This is a genomic window from Enterobacter sp. QK-SA4, from assembly GCF_056856775.1.
On record NZ_JBXFXH010000007.1, the window covers coordinates 3,984,390 to 4,001,547 of the forward strand.

The 17,158-nt window shown below is 55.6% G+C and carries 17 protein-coding genes; 9 read left to right on the forward strand and 8 right to left on the reverse strand.

What is annotated here, in order from left to right:
• Positions 1 to 97: 97 nt before the first annotated feature.
• Complete coding sequence (locus tag AC1VYI_RS20835) at positions 98 to 1,495, forward strand: glycoside-pentoside-hexuronide (GPH):cation symporter (RefSeq protein WP_045355156.1); 1,398 nt, start codon at positions 98 to 100, stop codon at positions 1,493 to 1,495.
• A 10-nt stretch (positions 1,496 to 1,505) separates the two neighbouring features.
• Complete coding sequence (locus tag AC1VYI_RS20840) at positions 1,506 to 2,456, forward strand: glycoside hydrolase family 43 protein (RefSeq protein ID WP_134866798.1); 951 nt, start codon at positions 1,506 to 1,508, stop codon at positions 2,454 to 2,456.
• An 18-nt stretch (positions 2,457 to 2,474) separates the two neighbouring features.
• Here the strand turns inward: AC1VYI_RS20840 and ampE are convergent, their stop codons facing one another.
• A complete protein-coding gene (gene ampE / locus AC1VYI_RS20845; RefSeq protein WP_023310413.1) occupies positions 2,475 to 3,329 on the reverse strand; it encodes a beta-lactamase regulator AmpE in 855 nt (284 codons plus the stop codon).
• A 9-nt stretch (positions 3,330 to 3,338) separates the two neighbouring features.
• Positions 3,339 to 3,890 (reverse strand): 1,6-anhydro-N-acetylmuramyl-L-alanine amidase AmpD, encoded by a 552-nt coding sequence (gene ampD, locus AC1VYI_RS20850; protein ID WP_134866799.1) that lies wholly within the window; start codon positions 3,888 to 3,890, stop codon positions 3,339 to 3,341.
• A gap of 87 nt (positions 3,891 to 3,977) precedes the next feature.
• Here ampD and nadC point away from each other — a divergent pair, with 87 nt between their 5' ends.
• The 4 genes from nadC (at position 3,978) to hofC (ending at position 8,050) form a co-directional block, all read left to right on the forward strand.
• Entirely contained in the window at positions 3,978 to 4,871 is an 894-nt protein-coding gene (gene nadC / locus AC1VYI_RS20855; protein ID WP_134866800.1) for a carboxylating nicotinate-nucleotide diphosphorylase, read from the forward strand.
• Positions 4,872 to 5,045: 174 nt separating this feature from the next.
• Positions 5,046 to 5,483 carry a prepilin peptidase-dependent pilin gene (gene ppdD, locus AC1VYI_RS20860; protein WP_134866801.1) on the forward strand — a complete coding sequence of 146 codons (438 nt, stop codon included), beginning with the start codon at positions 5,046 to 5,048 and terminating at the stop codon, positions 5,481 to 5,483.
• A 10-nt stretch (positions 5,484 to 5,493) separates the two neighbouring features.
• Positions 5,494 to 6,876: a type II secretion system protein GspE gene (gene gspE / locus AC1VYI_RS20865; protein WP_226483428.1), complete on the forward strand. Its 1,383-nt coding sequence runs from the start codon at positions 5,494 to 5,496 to the stop codon at positions 6,874 to 6,876.
• The gene (gene hofC, locus AC1VYI_RS20870) at positions 6,866 to 8,050 is read left to right on the forward strand and encodes a protein transport protein HofC (protein WP_134866802.1); all 1,185 of its coding nucleotides are present in this window, start codon (positions 6,866 to 6,868) and stop codon (positions 8,048 to 8,050) included. Before gspE ends, hofC begins: the two co-directional genes overlap by 11 nt.
• A gap of 43 nt (positions 8,051 to 8,093) precedes the next feature.
• Here hofC and AC1VYI_RS20875 read toward each other — a convergent pair whose 3' ends face one another.
• Entirely contained in the window at positions 8,094 to 9,137 is a 1,044-nt protein-coding gene (locus tag AC1VYI_RS20875) for a GMP reductase (RefSeq protein ID WP_023310407.1), read from the reverse strand.
• A 228-nt stretch (positions 9,138 to 9,365) separates the two neighbouring features.
• Here AC1VYI_RS20875 and coaE point away from each other — a divergent pair, with 228 nt between their 5' ends.
• From coaE to yacG, 3 genes are read left to right on the forward strand one after another with little or no spacing between them, the layout of a single operon-like run.
• Positions 9,366 to 9,986: a dephospho-CoA kinase gene (gene coaE, locus AC1VYI_RS20880; RefSeq protein WP_045355148.1), complete on the forward strand. Its 621-nt coding sequence runs from the start codon at positions 9,366 to 9,368 to the stop codon at positions 9,984 to 9,986.
• Positions 9,986 to 10,729, forward strand: coding sequence for a cell division protein ZapD (gene zapD / locus AC1VYI_RS20885; RefSeq protein WP_023310405.1), 744 nt, complete (start codon positions 9,986 to 9,988; stop codon positions 10,727 to 10,729). Before coaE ends, zapD begins: the two co-directional genes overlap by 1 nt.
• Before the next feature lie 9 nt (positions 10,730 to 10,738).
• Positions 10,739 to 10,933: a DNA gyrase inhibitor YacG gene (gene yacG, locus AC1VYI_RS20890; protein WP_023310404.1), complete on the forward strand. Its 195-nt coding sequence runs from the start codon at positions 10,739 to 10,741 to the stop codon at positions 10,931 to 10,933.
• Between the two features lie 34 nt (positions 10,934 to 10,967).
• Here yacG and mutT read toward each other — a convergent pair whose 3' ends face one another.
• From mutT to ftsZ, 5 genes are all read right to left on the reverse strand, one after another.
• Positions 10,968 to 11,360: an 8-oxo-dGTP diphosphatase MutT gene (mutT, locus tag AC1VYI_RS20895; RefSeq protein ID WP_023310403.1), complete on the reverse strand. Its 393-nt coding sequence runs from the start codon at positions 11,358 to 11,360 to the stop codon at positions 10,968 to 10,970.
• Positions 11,361 to 11,417: 57 nt separating this feature from the next.
• Positions 11,418 to 14,123, reverse strand: a complete 2,706-nt coding sequence (gene secA, locus AC1VYI_RS20900) for a preprotein translocase subunit SecA (protein WP_023310402.1) — start codon at positions 14,121 to 14,123, stop codon at positions 11,418 to 11,420.
• A gap of 58 nt (positions 14,124 to 14,181) precedes the next feature.
• A complete protein-coding gene (gene secM, locus AC1VYI_RS20905; RefSeq protein ID WP_023310401.1) occupies positions 14,182 to 14,685 on the reverse strand; it encodes a secA translation cis-regulator SecM in 504 nt (167 codons plus the stop codon).
• Between the two features lie 278 nt (positions 14,686 to 14,963).
• On the reverse strand, positions 14,964 to 15,881 hold the full coding sequence (gene lpxC, locus AC1VYI_RS20910; protein WP_010426966.1) for a UDP-3-O-acyl-N-acetylglucosamine deacetylase: 918 nt from the start codon (positions 15,879 to 15,881) through the stop codon (positions 14,964 to 14,966).
• 101 nt (positions 15,882 to 15,982) lie between these two features.
• Positions 15,983 to 17,134, reverse strand: a complete 1,152-nt coding sequence (gene ftsZ, locus AC1VYI_RS20915) for a cell division protein FtsZ (protein WP_008501978.1) — start codon at positions 17,132 to 17,134, stop codon at positions 15,983 to 15,985.
• Between the last annotated feature and the right edge of the window lie 24 nt (positions 17,135 to 17,158).

The following is a 17,158-nucleotide window of genomic DNA, read 5'->3' on the forward strand; positions in this document are numbered from 1 at the left end:
ACAGCGCATTTATCCATATCACCGCCCTGATACTGCAACGCATATATTCCTTTGCCAGCAAATAATTCTCTCCATACCGTAAACCGGAGAGCTGTCGATGGATAACAACACACTGTCAGTAAAAGAAAAGATCGGCTATGGGATGGGCGACGCGGGATGCAACATCATCTTCGGCGCCATCATGCTGTTTGTTAACTATTTTTATACGGATATTTTTGGCCTCGCCCCTGCGCTGGTCGGCGTGCTGCTGCTTTCCGTGCGCGTGATTGACGCCGTAACGGACCCGATCATGGGGGCGATTGCCGACCGTACCCGCAGCAAATATGGCCGGTTTCGTCCATGGCTGCTGTGGATCGCCTTCCCCTACGCGCTGTTCAGCATCCTGATGTTCACCACGCCGGAGTGGAGTTATAACAGCAAAGTTATCTATGCGTTTGTCACCTACTTCCTGCTCTCTTTGACCTATACGGCCATCAACATTCCCTACTGCTCGCTGGGCGGGGTGATCACCAACGATCCAAAAGAGCGCGTGGCCTGCCAGTCGTATCGCTTCGTGCTGGTGGGCATCGCCACGCTGCTGCTCTCATTAACGCTGCTGCCGATGGCCGACTGGTTTGGCGGGGATAACAAAGCCAAAGGCTACCAGATGGCGATGACCGTTCTGGCGCTGATTGGGACCTGCATGTTCCTGTTCTGCTTCGCCACCGTGCGCGAGCGCGTGCGTCCGGCGGTACAGACCAACGACGAGCTGAAAAACGATCTGAAAGACGTGTGGAAGAACGACCAGTGGGTACGCATTCTGCTCCTGACCCTGTGCAACGTCTGCCCGGGCTTTATCCGCATGGCGGCCACCATGTATTACGTCACCTGGGTGATGGGCCAGAGCACCCATTTCGCCACGCTGTTTATCAGCCTGGGCGTGGTCGGCATGATGCTCGGCAGCGTGCTGGCAAAAGTGCTGACCGACCGCTGGTGTAAGCTCAAGGTCTTCTTCTGGACCAATATCGTTCTGGCGATTTTCTCAACCACCTTTTATTTCTTCGACCCGAAAGCCACCGTCACCATCGTGGTGCTCTACTTCCTGCTGAACATCCTGCACCAGATCCCGTCTCCGCTGCACTGGTCGCTGATGGCCGACGTGGACGACTACGGCGAGTGGAAGACCGGTAAGCGCATCACGGGGATCAGCTTCTCCGGCAACATCTTCTTCCTGAAGCTGGGGCTGGCGATTGCCGGGGCGATGGTCGGCTTCCTGCTCTCCTGGTACGGTTATGACGCGGGCGCAAAAGCGCAGAGCGCGAACGCCATTAATGGGATCGTGCTGCTCTTTACCGTCATTCCCGGCATTGGATACTTGATTACCGCGGGCGTGGTGCGCCTGCTGAAAGTGGACCGCGAAACCATGAAGCAGATCCAGTCCGATCTGGAAAAGCGTCGCAATAACTACCGCGAGCTGAACGATTATCAGGAACTCAAAGTCGCTGAGACAAAATAAGGAAAGCCGAATGCAAACCTGGCCAAACCCGTTTATTGAACAACGCGCCGATCCGTACATTTTACGCCACGAGGGGCTGTACTATTTTATCGCCTCCGTGCCGGAGTACGACAGGCTGGCAATCCGCCGCGCAGAGTCTCTTGAAGGCTTACGTAATGCCGAAGAAGTGGTGGTCTGGCGCAAGCCCGACACCGGCCCGATGAGCCAGCTGATCTGGGCACCGGAACTGCATCACATTGACGGGAAGTGGTACATCTATTTTGCTGCGACGCACACCCAGGCGCTCGACGCGCTCGGAATGTTCCAGCACCGTATGTTCGCCATTGAATGTGCCGACGGCGATCCGCTAACCGGCACGTGGGTGGAGAAAGGGCAAATCAAAACGCCTTTCGATACCTTCGCTCTGGACGCCACCACCTTTGTTCATCAGGGGAAACGCTGGTATCTGTGGGCGCAAAAAGCGCCGGACATCACCGGAAACTCCAATCTTTATCTCTGTGAAATGGAGAACCCGTGGACGCTGAAAGGCGAGCCGGTGATGCTCAGCAAGCCGGAGTATGACTGGGAGCGTCGCGGGTTTTGGGTCAACGAAGGCCCGGCGGTGCTGGTTCACGGCAATAAGCTGTTTATCAGCTACTCCGCCAGCGCGACCGACGAGAACTACTGCATGGGTCTACTGTGGATAGACCTGAATGCCGATCCGCAAAATCCGGCAAACTGGCACAAATCCCCGCGTCCGGTGTTCGTTACCAGCTATGAAAACCGCCAGTTCGGCCCGGGACACAACAGCTTTACGCAAACGCCGGAAGGAGAAGATGTGCTGGTGTATCACGCGCGGAATTACACCGAAATTGAGGGCGACCCGCTGTACGATCCGAATCGCCATACTCGACTGAAGCTCGTCCGCTGGAATGAAAACGGGATGCCTGATTTCGGCATCCCGCCCGCGGATACGCTTTAGCCTTTGCGGCGCGCTGGCCTACACCAGCGTGCCGTAAATCGTCAGCAGCGCCACGATAACCACCACCACAAACGACGTTTTCTTCGCCATGGAGACAGCGGCCTTCGGCGTTTCAATCTTGTCGGTATGCGGCTCACGCGCCAGCGAGAACTGCGCCAGACGCGTTAGCACCTGGTACTGCGACGTATGGCGATCGGCAAGAGAAGCGAACCATGCGGGCAGCGCTTTTTCACCGTGACCAATTAACGCGTACACCACGCCGACCAGACGCACCGGGAGCCAGTCGAGCACGTGCAGGATGGCGTCAATACCGGACTGCAGGCGTTCATGCGGCGTCAGATAACGGGCAAGCCAGGTCTGCCAGGCGCGCAGGAACGCATATCCCATCAGCAGCACCGGCCCCAGCGGGCCACCCACTACAAACCAGAACAGCGGCGCAAGATAGTAACGGAAGTTAATCCACAGCAGCGCGTTTTGCAGCTCGCGCAGGAATTCGCGCTCGTCGCAGTCCGGCGGCACGCCGTGGATCATCGTCAGCTCGCTCGCCATGGCACCGCGCGCATGGGCATCGTCACGGGAGGCGGCTTTCAGGTATGCGTGATAGTGTAAACGCACCTTGCCTGCGCCAATGCACAGCACCCCAAGCAGGATCCACACCACCAGCAGCGGCACGTTGAAAAAGAGTCCGTACAGCGAGCGCAGGAGCAGGAACGTAATGACCATCACCCCTGCCATCATCAGCAGCGTGCGCAGCATGGAAAAATGTTTGATACGGCGGAATAACACCTCCAGCCGGTGATCCAGATGCCAGTGCTCGCCGAGCTTGAACAGGCGTTCAGCGATGATAACCAGCAGCATGGTAAACAACGTCATGGTATCTCCTTATTCTGACGACGCGGTGAGCATGGCGCGAAACCGGGGCCAGTTAAAGGCCGGGCCGGGATCGGTTTTTCTCTCCGGGGCAATATCACTGTGTCCCGTGATATTGTCGGCGATAGCCGGGTAGAGTCCGATAAGCGTGCGGGTCACTGCCGCTAGCCGTTGATACTGTGAATCGGTGTAGGGCGTAGTATCCGTGCCTTCCATTTCGATCCCGATAGAAAAATCGTTGCACCGTTCGCGCCCGTGATACATCGACACGCCGGCATGCCAGGCGCGCTTATCAAAGGGAACATACTGAACCACTTCACCATCGCGACGAATCAGGCAGTGAGCCGATACGCGCAGATGTGCAATTTCAGCAAAGAAGGGATGAGCATCGGGATCAATAGTTCCCGTGAATAACGCATCGATCCACGGGCCGCCAAATTCACCCGGCGGGAGACTAATATTATGAACCACCAGCAGTGTGGGCTTTTCATCCTCCGGGCGGCAATCGTGGTGCGGCGAGGGCACACGCCGCGCATCCACCAGCCATCCGTTTTCTAACAACATGCTGGAACTCCTTCTGTATGGTGCAATGACTCGGTTCAGAGTAGCATGTTTCAATATTATGATTCGTTACCAATTTGGAGTTTTATCATGCCGCCTCGCCGCTACAACCCCGACCACCGACGTGAAGCGCTTCTGGAACGTATTAATATGGATATTCCGGCAAGCGTCTCCCATGCTTTGAAAGAAGATCTGGTCGGTGACGTTAACGCTGATAAGGATATTACCGCACAATTGTTGCCAAAAGAGACGCGCTCGCACGCGGTCATTATCACCCGTGAAGACGGCGTTTTTTGCGGCAAGCGTTGGGTTGAAGAGGTCTTTACCCAGCTGGCGGGTGATGATGTGCAGATTATCTGGCACGTTGAAGACGGCGATGCAATTACGGCAAACCAGCCGCTGTTCGAACTGGACGGTCCTTCCCGCGTCTTGCTGACCGGCGAACGTACCGCGCTCAATTTTGTACAAACGCTCTCTGGCGTGGCCAGTGAAGTGCGTCGTTACGTTGACCTGCTGGCCGGTACCCGCACCCAGCTGCTGGATACCCGCAAAACGCTGCCGGGCCTGCGTACCGCGCTGAAGTATGCGGTGCTCTGCGGCGGCGGCGCTAACCATCGCCTAGGCTTATCCGACGCCTTCCTCATTAAAGAGAACCACATTATTGCCTCTGGCTCCGTGCGTCAGGCGGTGGAGAAAGCCTTCTGGCTGCACCCGGACGTGCCTGTTGAGGTGGAAGTCGAAAGCCTGGAGGAGCTGGAGCAGGCGATTAAGGCCGGGGCCGATATCATCATGCTTGATAACTTCGAAACAGAGCAGATGCGCGAGGCGGTAAAACTGACTAACGGCCGGGCCCAGCTTGAAGTGTCCGGGAACGTCACTTTCGAAACGATCCGTGAATTCGCCGAAACCGGCGTGGATTACATCTCCGTCGGCGCGCTGACCAAACACGTTCGCGCCCTCGACCTCTCAATGCGCTTCAAATAACGCATTCTCCCCTCTCCACCCGGAGAGGGGAATTTCAGCCCCGCTCGCAGATCCACTGTTCTGCCCTGCAACACTGAAAAAATTCTCTGAAGCCTCCTTCCCGTTCCCTTTTTTGCCTCTCGTTTCTGCTCTTTCCCACTGACAAAGTAGCGCCACTTTGCATAAGGAGCAGATATGAACAGACAACAAGGCTTCACCCTCATTGAGCTGATGGTGGTCATTGGCATCATTGCGATTCTGAGCGCCATCGGCGTTCCCGCCTATCAAAATTACCTGCGCAAGGCGGCGCTGACCGATATGCTGCAAACCTTCGTTCCCTACCGTACGGCCATTGAGCTTTGCGCGCTGGATCACGGTGGCGTGGAGAGCTGCGATGCGGGCAGTAACGGTATCCCCTCTCCCACCACGACACGCTACGTTTCAGGAATGAGCGTGGCGAAAGGGACCGTGACCTTAACAGGACAGGAGAGTCTTAACGGGCTGACGGTAACCATGACGCCACGGTGGAACGACGGCAACGGGATGACGGGCTGGACGCGCGACTGCAACATCAGTGCTGACAGCGCCCTGAAACAGGCCTGCGAAGACGTTTTCCGCTTCGACAATAACTGAGGAGCGGATAATGAATACCGATCAACTCGTGGCGCTTTGTCAACGCCATCACGCTCTGCTGCTGAACAGCGACAGTGACATGGTCAGCATCGCCGTCGTGGGCAGCCCCGCGGCTGAACTCATGGAGGCGCTGCGCTTCGCGACCCAGAAACGGATTGATATTGAGTGCTGGAGCGCTGAGCGCATGGAAAAACACCTGCAGCTAACGTCACAATCGCATCTGCCCGTCGTTTCGCAAACACACTCGACGGTGGATATCCTCAACCACACGCTGCAGCAGGCAATCAGCCAACGCGCCTCCGACATTCATATCGAACCGATGGAGCATGCATGCCAGATCCGTTTACGTATCGACGGGGTTCTTTGCCCCCAGCCTCCGCTTTCCGCCTCGCTGGCCAGCCTGTTCAGCGCTCGTTTAAAGGTGCTGGGTAATCTGGATATTGCTGAACGTCGTTTACCTCAGGACGGTCAGTTTACGATTGAGCTGGCAAACGCGCCGGTCTCGTTTCGGATCGCAACGCTTCCCTGCAGCGGTGGCGAGAAAATTGTGCTGCGTCTGCTGCATCAGGTTCAGCAGGCTCTTGAGCCGAAAGCGCTTGGTATGAGCGCAGAACAACTGGCCTGTTTCAATGAGGTTCTCCACCAGCCGCAGGGGCTGATTTTGGTCACCGGCCCCACCGGCAGCGGCAAAACCGTGACGCTGTACAGCGCGCTGCAGGCGCGTAACACCCCCGACGTCAACATCTGTAGCGTGGAGGATCCTATTGAGATCCCCCTTGCGGGATTAAACCAGACGCAGATTAATCCCCGGGCGGGGTTAACATTCCAGAGCGTGCTGAGGGCGCTGCTGCGTCAGGATCCAGACATCATTATGGTCGGCGAAATCCGTGACGGCGAAACGGCAGAAATTGCCATTAATGCCGCCCAGACCGGTCATCTGGTGCTGTCAACGCTGCACACCAACTCGACGACGGAAACCCTGATTCGCCTGGAGCAGATGGGCGTTGCGCGCTGGATGATATCTTCCGCGCTGTCGATGGTGATTGCCCAGAGACTGGTCCGGCGTTTGTGTCCGCACTGTCGCCGGGAAGCCAGCGAGCATGCTGAATTACCGCGCGCCGTATGGTCCAGACCGCTTCCACGCTGGCAGCCCACCGGCTGCGATCGCTGTTATCACGGTTTTTATGGCCGCGTGGCCATTTTTGAAGTGCTGGCGATCGACAATGCCCTGCGTCAGGCCATTGCCAGCGGGGCGGGAATCGAAGTGATAGAGGCGAGTGCCCGGCAGGCGGGAATGATTTCTCTTTTTGAGCACGGCTGCAGGGCCGTAGAACAAGGGCTGACCACGATCGAAGAGCTGGTGCGCGTGCTGGGAATGCCGGATGGCTGCTAATCAGCTCTGGCGCTGGCGAGCGCTCACCCAAGAAGGAGAACCCCGAAGCGGAACACTCTGGGCCACAGACCGCACTGCCGCCTTCACCAGGCTGATGCGTAGCGATCTCCATCCTCTGGCGCTGACCCGATGCGCTCAGCGACACCGCTGGCAGCCGCAACACTGCTGCGAGATGTTTCGCCAGCTCGCAACGCTTCTGCAGGCGGGGCTGACGTTGTCCCACAGCCTGCAGATGCTGGTAGAGCAACATCCGTTAAAACCGTGGCAGGCGCTGCTGCAAAGCATTGCCGATGAGCTCAGTGAGGGATCCCCCTTTTCTGAGTCGCTAAAAAAGTGGCCAGCGGTGTTTAGCCCACTGCATGTCTCTATGGTGAAAACCGGTGAGCTCACAGGGAAACTGGAGGAGTGCTGCCGTCAGCTCGCGCAGCAGCAAAAAGCGCAGCAGCAGCTCAGAGAGAAGGTGAAAAAGGCCCTACGCTACCCGGCGATCGTCCTGACGCTGGCCGTACTCGTGGTGCTGGCGATGGTCATTCTGGTCTTGCCCGAGTTTGCCGCGATCTACAAAACGTTTAACACGCCGCTCCCGATGCTGACGCAAATGGTCATGGGGATGGCCGCATTTATCCAGTCCTATGCCCTCGCGTTGTTCGTCGCGTTATTAACGCCCTTAACCGCCGCCTGGGCACTGCGGCACAACCCTCGCTGGCAGCGCATGCTGATGCACATACCCGTGATGGGCGCGCTGGCAAAAGGCCAAAAACTGGGGCACATCTTTACCGTGCTGTCACTCACGCAGCAGGCAGGTATCCCCTTTTTACAGGGTCTGGAGAGCGCAGAGGAGACCGTTGAAAGTTGTTACTGGCGGGGGATACTCCACAGCGTTCGGGAGGACATTGAAAAAGGTCTCCCCGTCTGGTCATCCTTTCAGAAAGCGGCCATCTTTACCCCGCTGTGTATTCAGCTTTTACGAACCGGTGAAATGTCAGGTGCGCTGGACATCATGCTGGCAAATCTCGCCCGGCACCACACGGAACAGACCTTTCAACGGGCAGATAATCTGGCGGCACTTCTCGAGCCAGTGCTTCTGATTGTGACAGGGGTCATCATCGGCACGCTGGTAGTGGCAATGTATCTGCCGATTTTCCATCTGGGGGATGCGATGAGCGTGGGGTAGTGCTGAACAGCGCTGGCGCACGGGCATGCGCCAGCAGAAGCCATTACAGGCTGTTGAATACGCGGTTTTCCTGTTCCTGAACGCGAATAAACGTCGTACGTTTAGTCAGTTCTTTCAGGCGAGATGCCCCAACGTAGGTGCAGGCCGAGCGCAGGCCGCCGAGGATATCGCGCGCGGTGTATTCAACCGGGCCACGCAGAGGCAGCTTCACGGTTTTACCTTCCGCCGCACGGTATTTTGCCACGCCACCGACGTGACGGGTCATCGCGGATTCAGAGCTCATGCCGTAGAAAAGCATAAATTTCTCGCCGTTCTCTTCAACAACGGTACCACCGCTCTCTTCGTGGCCTGCCAGCATACCGCCGAGCATCACGAAGTCGGCGCCGCCGCCGAAGGCTTTCGCAACATCACCCGGCATGGTACAGCCGCCATCGCTGATGATCTGACCGCCCAGACCGTGCGCCGCATCGGCGCATTCAATGACGGCGGAAAGCTGCGGATAACCGACGCCGGTTTTGACGCGGGTCGTGCACACGGAGCCCGGACCAATACCCACTTTCACGATATCTGCACCGGAAAGGATCAGCTCTTCACACATTTCACCGGTCACCACGTTGCCTGCGATGATGGTTTTCGTCGGCCAGGCTTCACGCGCCTTGCTGACGAACTGCACGAAGTGTTCGGAGTAACCGTTCGCCACGTCAATACAAACGAAGTTGAGCGCCGGGTTAGCGTTCAGGATCTGTTTGGTCTTCTCGAAATCGGCATCGGAAGTGCCGGTAGAAACCATCACATGCTTCACCACGTCAGCAGACGCGGACGCAACAAACGCATTCCACTCTTCAGGGCTGTAATGTTTGTGCACGGCGGTAAGAATGTCGAACTGTGCCAGGGCGGTTGCCATCTCAAAGGTTCCCACAGTATCCATGTTGGCGGCGATGATCGGCACGCCAGACCAGGTCTGACCGGAATGCTTAAAGGTGAATTGACGTTCGAGTTCAACGTCTGAGCGACTTTTCAGTGTAGAGCGTTTAGGGCGGATAAGAACGTCTTTGAAACCTAACTTCAGATCTTCTTCGATACGCATGTGCGGATTCCTGGGGTTAGAGGCAAATATGTTAAAAGCACAACTCCAGTGACGTTATCATACGCACTAATACCTGCTCCGCAAGACTGCGAAATTCTCTTTTTTTACGCTACAATCCTATAAATTTACCTGGTAAAAAGCCGGTAAACAGGACCAAACAGTTGCTGGCGCACCTAAGAGTTTTAATCAACTGATTTTAATAATGAATAATTCCCAGGATTTGAATTAATGGGGTATATCGTCGCATTAACCGGCGGCATCGGTAGTGGCAAAAGTACCGTTGCGGACGCGTTCTCTCGTTTGGGTATCACGATTATTGATGCCGATATCATTGCCCGCCAGGTGGTAGAGCCCAATACACCCGCGCTAAAGTTCATCGCAGAACATTTTGGTCAGACAGTCATCAATGCCGATGGCACACTGAATCGCCGTCAGCTTCGCGAATGCATTTTTTCTGATTCTGCGGAAAAAGCCTGGCTTAATGCCCTGCTCCACCCCATCATCCACCAGGAAACTCAGCGTCAGATAGCCGCAGCCCGCTCGCCCTATGTCCTGTGGGTAGTTCCGCTACTGGTTGAAAATCAGCTGCAGAAGAAAGCCGATCGGGTTCTGGTGATAGATGTCGCACCCGAAACGCAAATCCAGAGAACCATGACGCGCGATCGCGTCTCGCGGGAGCATGCTGAACAAATTCTTGCCGCTCAGGCTACGCGCGCTCAGCGCCTTGCCGTGGCGGATGATGTTATTGATAATAACGGCGCACCAGATGCCATTGCATCGGATGTTGCCCGTCTGCACGCGCAGTATCTGACGTTCGCCGCGCAGGCCGTTGCACAGGAAAAACCATAATGTCGACACACATCCTTTTTGAGCATCCGCTCAACGAAAAAATGCGCACCTGGCTGCGCATCGAATTCCTTATTCAACAACTTTCACAACATCTGCCAGTTAACGATCATGCCACGGCGTTGCACTTCTTCCGCAACGTAGGCGATCTGCTGGATGTGATTGAACGCGGCGATGTCCGCACAGAATTACTCAAAGAGCTGGAGCGCCAGCAGCGTAAATTGCAGGCATGGACAGAGGTCCCAGGCGTAGATCAGAGCCGTATCGACGCGCTCCGCCAGCAGTTGAAAAGCAGCAGTGCCGTCCTGATGGCCGCGCCGCGCGTCGGGCAGTTTTTGCGTGAAGACCGCCTGATTGGCCTGGTGCGCCAGCGTCTGAGCATTCCTGGCGGCTGCTGCAGCTTCGACCTGCCGACGCTGCATATGTGGCTACATATGCCACAGGCGCAGCGTGACGCGCAGGTGAACAGCTGGCTGGCAAGCCTGGAGCCAATGCACCAGACGCTGTCGCTGATCCTCGATCTGATCCGTAACTCTGCTCCGTTCCGCAAGCAAACCAGCCTGAATGGTTTCTTCCAGGATAACGGTGATGATGCCGATCTTCTGCGTCTCAATCTGTCTCTCGGCGAACAGCTTTACCCACAGATTTCCGGGCATAAGAGCCGCTTTGCGATTCGCTTTATGCCGCTGGACAGTGAAAATGGCACCGTGCCGGAACGTCTCGATTTTGAACTGGCTTGTTGTTAAGGAGTGCCGATGTCTGATGTCACCACCGTAAGCTGCCCAACCTGTGGCAAAACCGTTGTCTGGGGCGAAGTCAGTCCGTTCCGCCCATTCTGCTGCAAGCGCTGTCAGCTCATTGACCTGGGCGAATGGGCAGCGGAAGAGAAACGCATTCCAAGCGAAGGCGATCTCTCGGACAGCGATGACTGGAGCGAAACCCAGCAGTAATCTGTAAAGCCTGCTGGCGCTTCGCCTGGCAGGCCTACGGTTGTGCGACTAACCGCAGGATCACGGGCTCATTAGCTGGCGGGAATTTTTCGGCATCACTTGCCTGAAGTTCCACCCAGTTACCCGGCTGTCCCTCTTTTCCCCAGGGTTCACCTTCCCAGTTTTCCACCAGCCAGAACCACAGCGTGATGTGCCTGTCAGGAAACTGGTACTCAAGCTTATCAAACAGCGTTGCGCCAAGCGGCGTGATCCCCACCTCTTCCTGAAGCTCCCGAACCAGCGCCTCTTCCGGCGTTTCACCTGACTCGATTTTACCGCCCGGAAACTCCCACTTGTTCGCCATATGGGCGTCGGCAGCGCGCTGGGTGATAAAGATTTGGTTTTGCGGGTTGCGAATAATCCCGACGGCAATTTGCAGTATTTTCATATTGTCACTTCCATAAAAAAGGCGCAGATTTCTGCGCCTTTTTGTTTTTTTATGAACTTAGCTCAGACGGCCGTGGCACGCCTTGTACTTTTTACCGGAACCACACGGGCACGGATCGTTACGACCCACTTTACGATCGCCGGTCTGCGCGGCGATCGCCGCTGCGGCTTCGCTGTCGTCGGTCTGATGACTCAGCTGCTGCATCTGTGCCAGACGCTCGGCTTCTTCACGACGCTGCTGCTCCATCGCTTCCACTTCTTCCGGCATACGCACCTGAACCTTGCTCAGGGTGCTGATCACTTCATACTTCAGTGACTCCAGCATAGAGGCAAACATGGAGAAGGATTCACGCTTGTATTCCTGCTTCGGATCTTTCTGCGCATAGCCACGCAGGTGGATACCCTGACGCAGGTAGTCCATCGCCGCCAGGTGCTCTTTCCACAGGGAGTCCAGAGTCTGCAGCATCACGCCTTTTTCGAAGTGACGCATCATTTCAGCGCCAACAACCTCTTCTTTACGCTTGTAGACGTCCAGCGCGGTTTCAAAGATACGTTCACGAAGGGTCTCTTCGTGCAGCTCAGGCTCTTTATCCAGCCACTCTTTGATTGGCAGATCGAGGTCAAAGTCATTTTTCAGACGTTCCTGCAGGCCTTCGATATCCCACATCTCTTCCAGAGACTGCGGTGGAATATGCGCGTCGATGGTGGCTTTAAACACATCTTCACGAATGCTGTTGATGGTTTCGCTCACGTCGGACACGTCCAACAGTTCGTTACGCTGGGTGTAGATCGCACGACGCTGATCGTTAGCCACATCATCATATTCCAGCAGCTGCTTACGAATATCAAAGTTGCGGCTTTCCACTTTACGCTGTGCGTTAGCGATCGCTTTCGTCACCCACGGGTGCTCGATGGCTTCACCTGGCTTCATCCCCAGCTTACGCATCATGCCGGACACGCGGTCGGAGGCGAAAATACGCATCAGCGCATCTTCCATAGACAGGTAGAAGCGGGATGAACCGGCATCACCCTGACGACCCGCACGGCCACGCAGCTGGTTATCGATACGACGAGACTCGTGACGCTCTGTACCGATGATGTGCAGACCGCCGGACGCCAGAACGGCATCATGACGAACCTGCCAGTCGGCTTTGATCTGGGCAATCTGTTCTGGCGTTGGGTTTTCCAGCTCCGCCACTTCAGCCTGCCAGCTACCACCCAGCATAATATCGGTACCACGACCCGCCATGTTGGTGGCGATGGTTACGGCAGCCGGATAACCCGCCTGCGCAACAATGTCCGCTTCTTTGGCGTGGAATTTGGCGTTCAGAACGTTGTGTTTGATACCCGCTTTAGTCAGCTCGTGAGAAACCACTTCGGATTTCTCGATGGAGATGGTCCCCACCAGAACCGGCTGACCATTCGCAGTACGGTCGCGAATATCTTCGATGATCGCCTGAATTTTTTCCGCTTCGGTCATGTACACCAGGTCCGGCATATCCTTACGGATCATTGGACGGTTGGTTGGAACGACCACGGTATCCAGCTTGTAGATGGAGCTGAATTCAAACGCTTCGGTATCAGCAGTACCGGTCATCCCCGCCAGCTTCTCATACAGACGGAAGTAGTTCTGGAAGGTGATAGATGCCAGCGTCTGGTTTTCATTCTGAATATCCACACCTTCTTTGGCTTCCACAGCCTGGTGCAGACCGTCAGACCAGCGACGTCCCTGCATGGTACGGCCGGTGTGTTCATCGACGATGATCACTTCGCCGTCTTTAACGATGTAATCGACGTCGCGGGTGAACAGCGCGTGGGCGCGCAGTGCAGCGGTCACGTGGTGCATCAGCATGATATTGCTCGGAGAGTACAGGGACTCGCCCTCTTCCATGATGCCTTCAGCGACCAGCAGCTCTTCAATTTTCACCAGACCACGCTCGGTCAGGTTCACCTGGCGCGCTTTTTCATCTACGGAGAAGTGGCCTTCACCCTGGAAGGTATCCGAGTCCTCTTTCTCCTGACGCAGCAGGTGTGGAATGATTTTGTCGACTTTACGGTACATCTCGGAGCTGTCTTCAGCCGGGCCGGAGATGATCAGCGGAGTACGCGCTTCATCGATCAGGATGGAGTCAACCTCATCCACCAGCGCATAGTGCAGTTTACGCTGGACGCGCTCTTCCGGGCTGAACGCCATGTTGTCACGCAGGTAGTCGAACCCGTATTCGTTGTTGGTGCCGTAGGTGATGTCCGCGTTATATGCTTCGCGCTTGGCTGGCGCAGGCAGGCCGGACATGTTGATACCGACGGTCATACCGAGGAATTCGAACAGTGGGCGGTTGTTTTCGGCGTCACGCTGCGCCAGATAGTCGTTGACGGTAACGACGTGAACGCCTTTACCGGTCAGCGCGTTCAGGTAAGCCGGCAGCGTTGCGGTCAGGGTTTTACCTTCACCGGTACGCATTTCCGCGATGCAGCGCTCGTTGAGCACCATACCACCCAGTAGCTGGACGTCGAAGTGACGCATGCCGAATACGCGCTTACTCGCTTCGCGCACGACAGCAAACGCTTCCGGGATCAGGCTTTCTAAGGTTTCACCTTTTTCCAGACGAGCGCGGAATTCCGCCGTTTTCGCTTTCAGCTCGTCATCAGAGAGCTTCTCCATCGCCGGTTCCATACCGTTGATGACGGCAACAGCTTTGCGCATACGGCGCAGGGTACGATCGTTACGACTACCAAAAACTTTAGTTAACAATTTGATTAGCATAATAAATTCTCAAACGCCCCAGTATGGGCAGATAAATTAAGGTATTGAAAAAGTTAATTTAGCTGAGGCGCTGCGGCCCGGCGCGAATGCCGTGGGCCTGGCTAATCCAGGTTGAAACAGAGAATGAAACAGGTGAAACAAACGCACGCTGCGTTGTCTGACGAACCATGACCGGCGGCTGGCTGTCCTGCGTAAGCAGCGCGTTGAGCGTGTCCAGCAGGGCAAGATGCTGAGCCTGCACCGGCAGCGCCTCTTCCGCAACAGGCATGGCCTGCGGTGCCATCGCGAAGGACAGATGGCGGATAACCGTGCGGATAGCGTGCTGGTGCCAGTAATCGACGGAGAAGTTTGGGCGGCGGTTGGCTTCAAGCCACGCGAGGTTAGTGAAGTTAACCCGCGAATTGAGATCGTGTTTGGTGGTGGAGGTTTTTGCGGGCGTCGCCGCTTCGGCACTGTTGCTGAGCGCAGGCAAGCCGAAACTCGCCGCGACCATCCCTAATAAGAGATGCGGCCAGAAGTAACGTCTGCCAAATTGTCGCCAGCGCGTCAGTATTCCGCTCACCTGCTCCACCCAATAAGCCAGCCTTGCAGAGGCTGAGTTCAGTTATTCTTTTTAGCGCCCAGATAGTACCACTAAAGCCAATATACATCAGCAGGAATGAGGTGCCGCCGCGGGGAAAAACGGTCAAGAATGCAGCTAACGCACACATTTTCTGCGTAAGACAAACGAGAGATAACGCTGGGGCAAACTAAGAAGGGTAAAAATAAAAACGACTGGTCTCCCTGGTCGGAGAGAGTACCAGGTTAACCAGTCTATTTTTTACGAAACGGCGTGAACCGTTACGCCAGAACCATGTTTGGCGCTTTGAAAGCCAGCGGCAGTTCTGCTTCGTCTTCGAAGGTCACATATTCCCAGGCTTCCTGTTTTGCCAGGACGGCCTGCAACAGTTTGTTGTTCAGCGCATGACCGGATTTGAACGCGGTAAATGCACCAATGATGTTGTGACCACACATGAACAGGTCGCCGATAGCATCCAGCATTTTGTGACGAACGAATTCATCTTCGAAACGCAGGCCGTCTTCGTTCAGTACGCGATAATCGTCAACAACGATGGCACAATCGAAGCTGCCGCCCAGGCACAGGCCGCGGGACTGCAGATATTCGATATCACGCATGAAGCCAAATGTACGGGCTCGGCTGATCTGGCGCATAAACGCATCAGCAGAGAAGTTCATCGCATAGCGTTGGGTGCTGGAATCAATCGCCGGATGGTTAAAGTCGATGGTAAAGTCCAACGAGAAACCATTGTACGGTTTGAATTCAGCCCACTTGTCGCCATCTTCGACGCGAACGGTCTCTTTGATGCGTACAAATTTCTTCGCGCAGTTCAGTTCTTCGATGCCGGCATCCAGCAACAGATAGACGAACGGTGCAGCACTGCCATCCATAATCGGGATTTCTGGCGCATCGACTTCAACAATAATGTTATCGATACCCAGACCCGCCAGGGCGGCGTTCAGGTGCTCTACGGTAGAAATCCGCACGTCATGCTCGTTCACCAGACAAGTACAGAGCATAGTATCACGCACAGATTTGGCATCGGCCGGAAAATCTACCGGTGGATTCAAGTCGGTGCGACGATAGATGACCCCGGTATTGGCCGGCGCAGGGCGTAACGTCAGCGTGACTTTCTTGCCGGTATGTAAACCGACACCAGTCGCCTGAACGATACGTTTAAGTGTCCTTTGTTTGATCATCGTATAATCTCGCCAAATTAACTATCCAACCGAGAGTGTATATCACTAACGGTGGGCCAGTTTAGCACAAAGAGCGCAAATCCCCAAATTCCAGCCAATTCTTAGTCAGCTTGCTTACGCAGGAACGCCGGGATATCCAGATAATCTGGCTCTTTCGCCGTTTGAGGCGTTGGGTCGTTCACCACTTTCGCGGCCGGTTTCTGCTCCTGAGTCAGAGGAGACATACCGTGCTGCTGGTAACGATCCATTACCGGTTGCTGAGTCTGCTTGTTAGTCACCAGAGTGATTTCTGGGCGCTTGTCCATACCGATACCGGTCGCAACAACGGTAACACGCAGCTCGTCGTTCATTTCAGGGTCAAGAGAAGTACCGATTACCACGGTAGCGTTGTCAGAGGCGAACGCACGGATAGTGTTACCCACGGTTTCGAACTCATCCAGACGCAGGTCAAAGCCAGCGGTAATGTTGACCAGCACGCCGCGCGCACCAGACAGATCGATATCTTCCAGCAGTGGAGAAGAGATAGCCATTTCAGCCGCTTCTTCTGCACGGTCTTCGCCGCTCGCCACGCCAGAGCCCATCATCGCGTAGCCCATTTCGGACATCACGGTGCGAACGTCTGCAAAGTCAACGTTCATCAGGCCAGGACGGGTAATCAGTTCAGCGATACCCTGAACCGCGCCTTTCAGCACGTCGTTTGCTGCACCGAATGCGTCCAGCAGGGAGATACCGCGACCCAGAACTTTCAACAGTTTGTCGTTCGGGATGGTGATCAGCGAGTCCACATGCTTGGACAGCTCGGTGATACCCTGCTCCGCGAAGGCCATACGCTTCTTGCCTTCAAAATTGAAAGGCTTGGTCACGACAGCAACGGTCAGGATACCTAAATCTTTAGCCACTTCAGCCACAACAGGTGCTGCGCCGGTACCGGTACCGCCACCCATGCCTGCTGCGATGAAGACCATGTCCGCACCTTCCAGCGCAGCGCGCAGCGCTTCACGATCTTCCTCAGCCGCATTGCGACCGACTTCCGGGTTAGCCCCTGCTCCCAGCCCTTTGGTGATACCACCGCCGATCTGGATAGTCTGGCCTACAGCCGTCTTACGCAGTGCCTGCGCATCGGTGTTAACTGCGAAGAATTCAACACCTTCAATGCGTTCACGCACCATATGCTCTACGGCGTTACCGCCGCCGCCACCGACGCCGATGACTTTAATCACCGCGTCGTTGGTCAGTTCCATAGGTTCAAACATAATTTCTCTCTCCGTTGTGCCTGT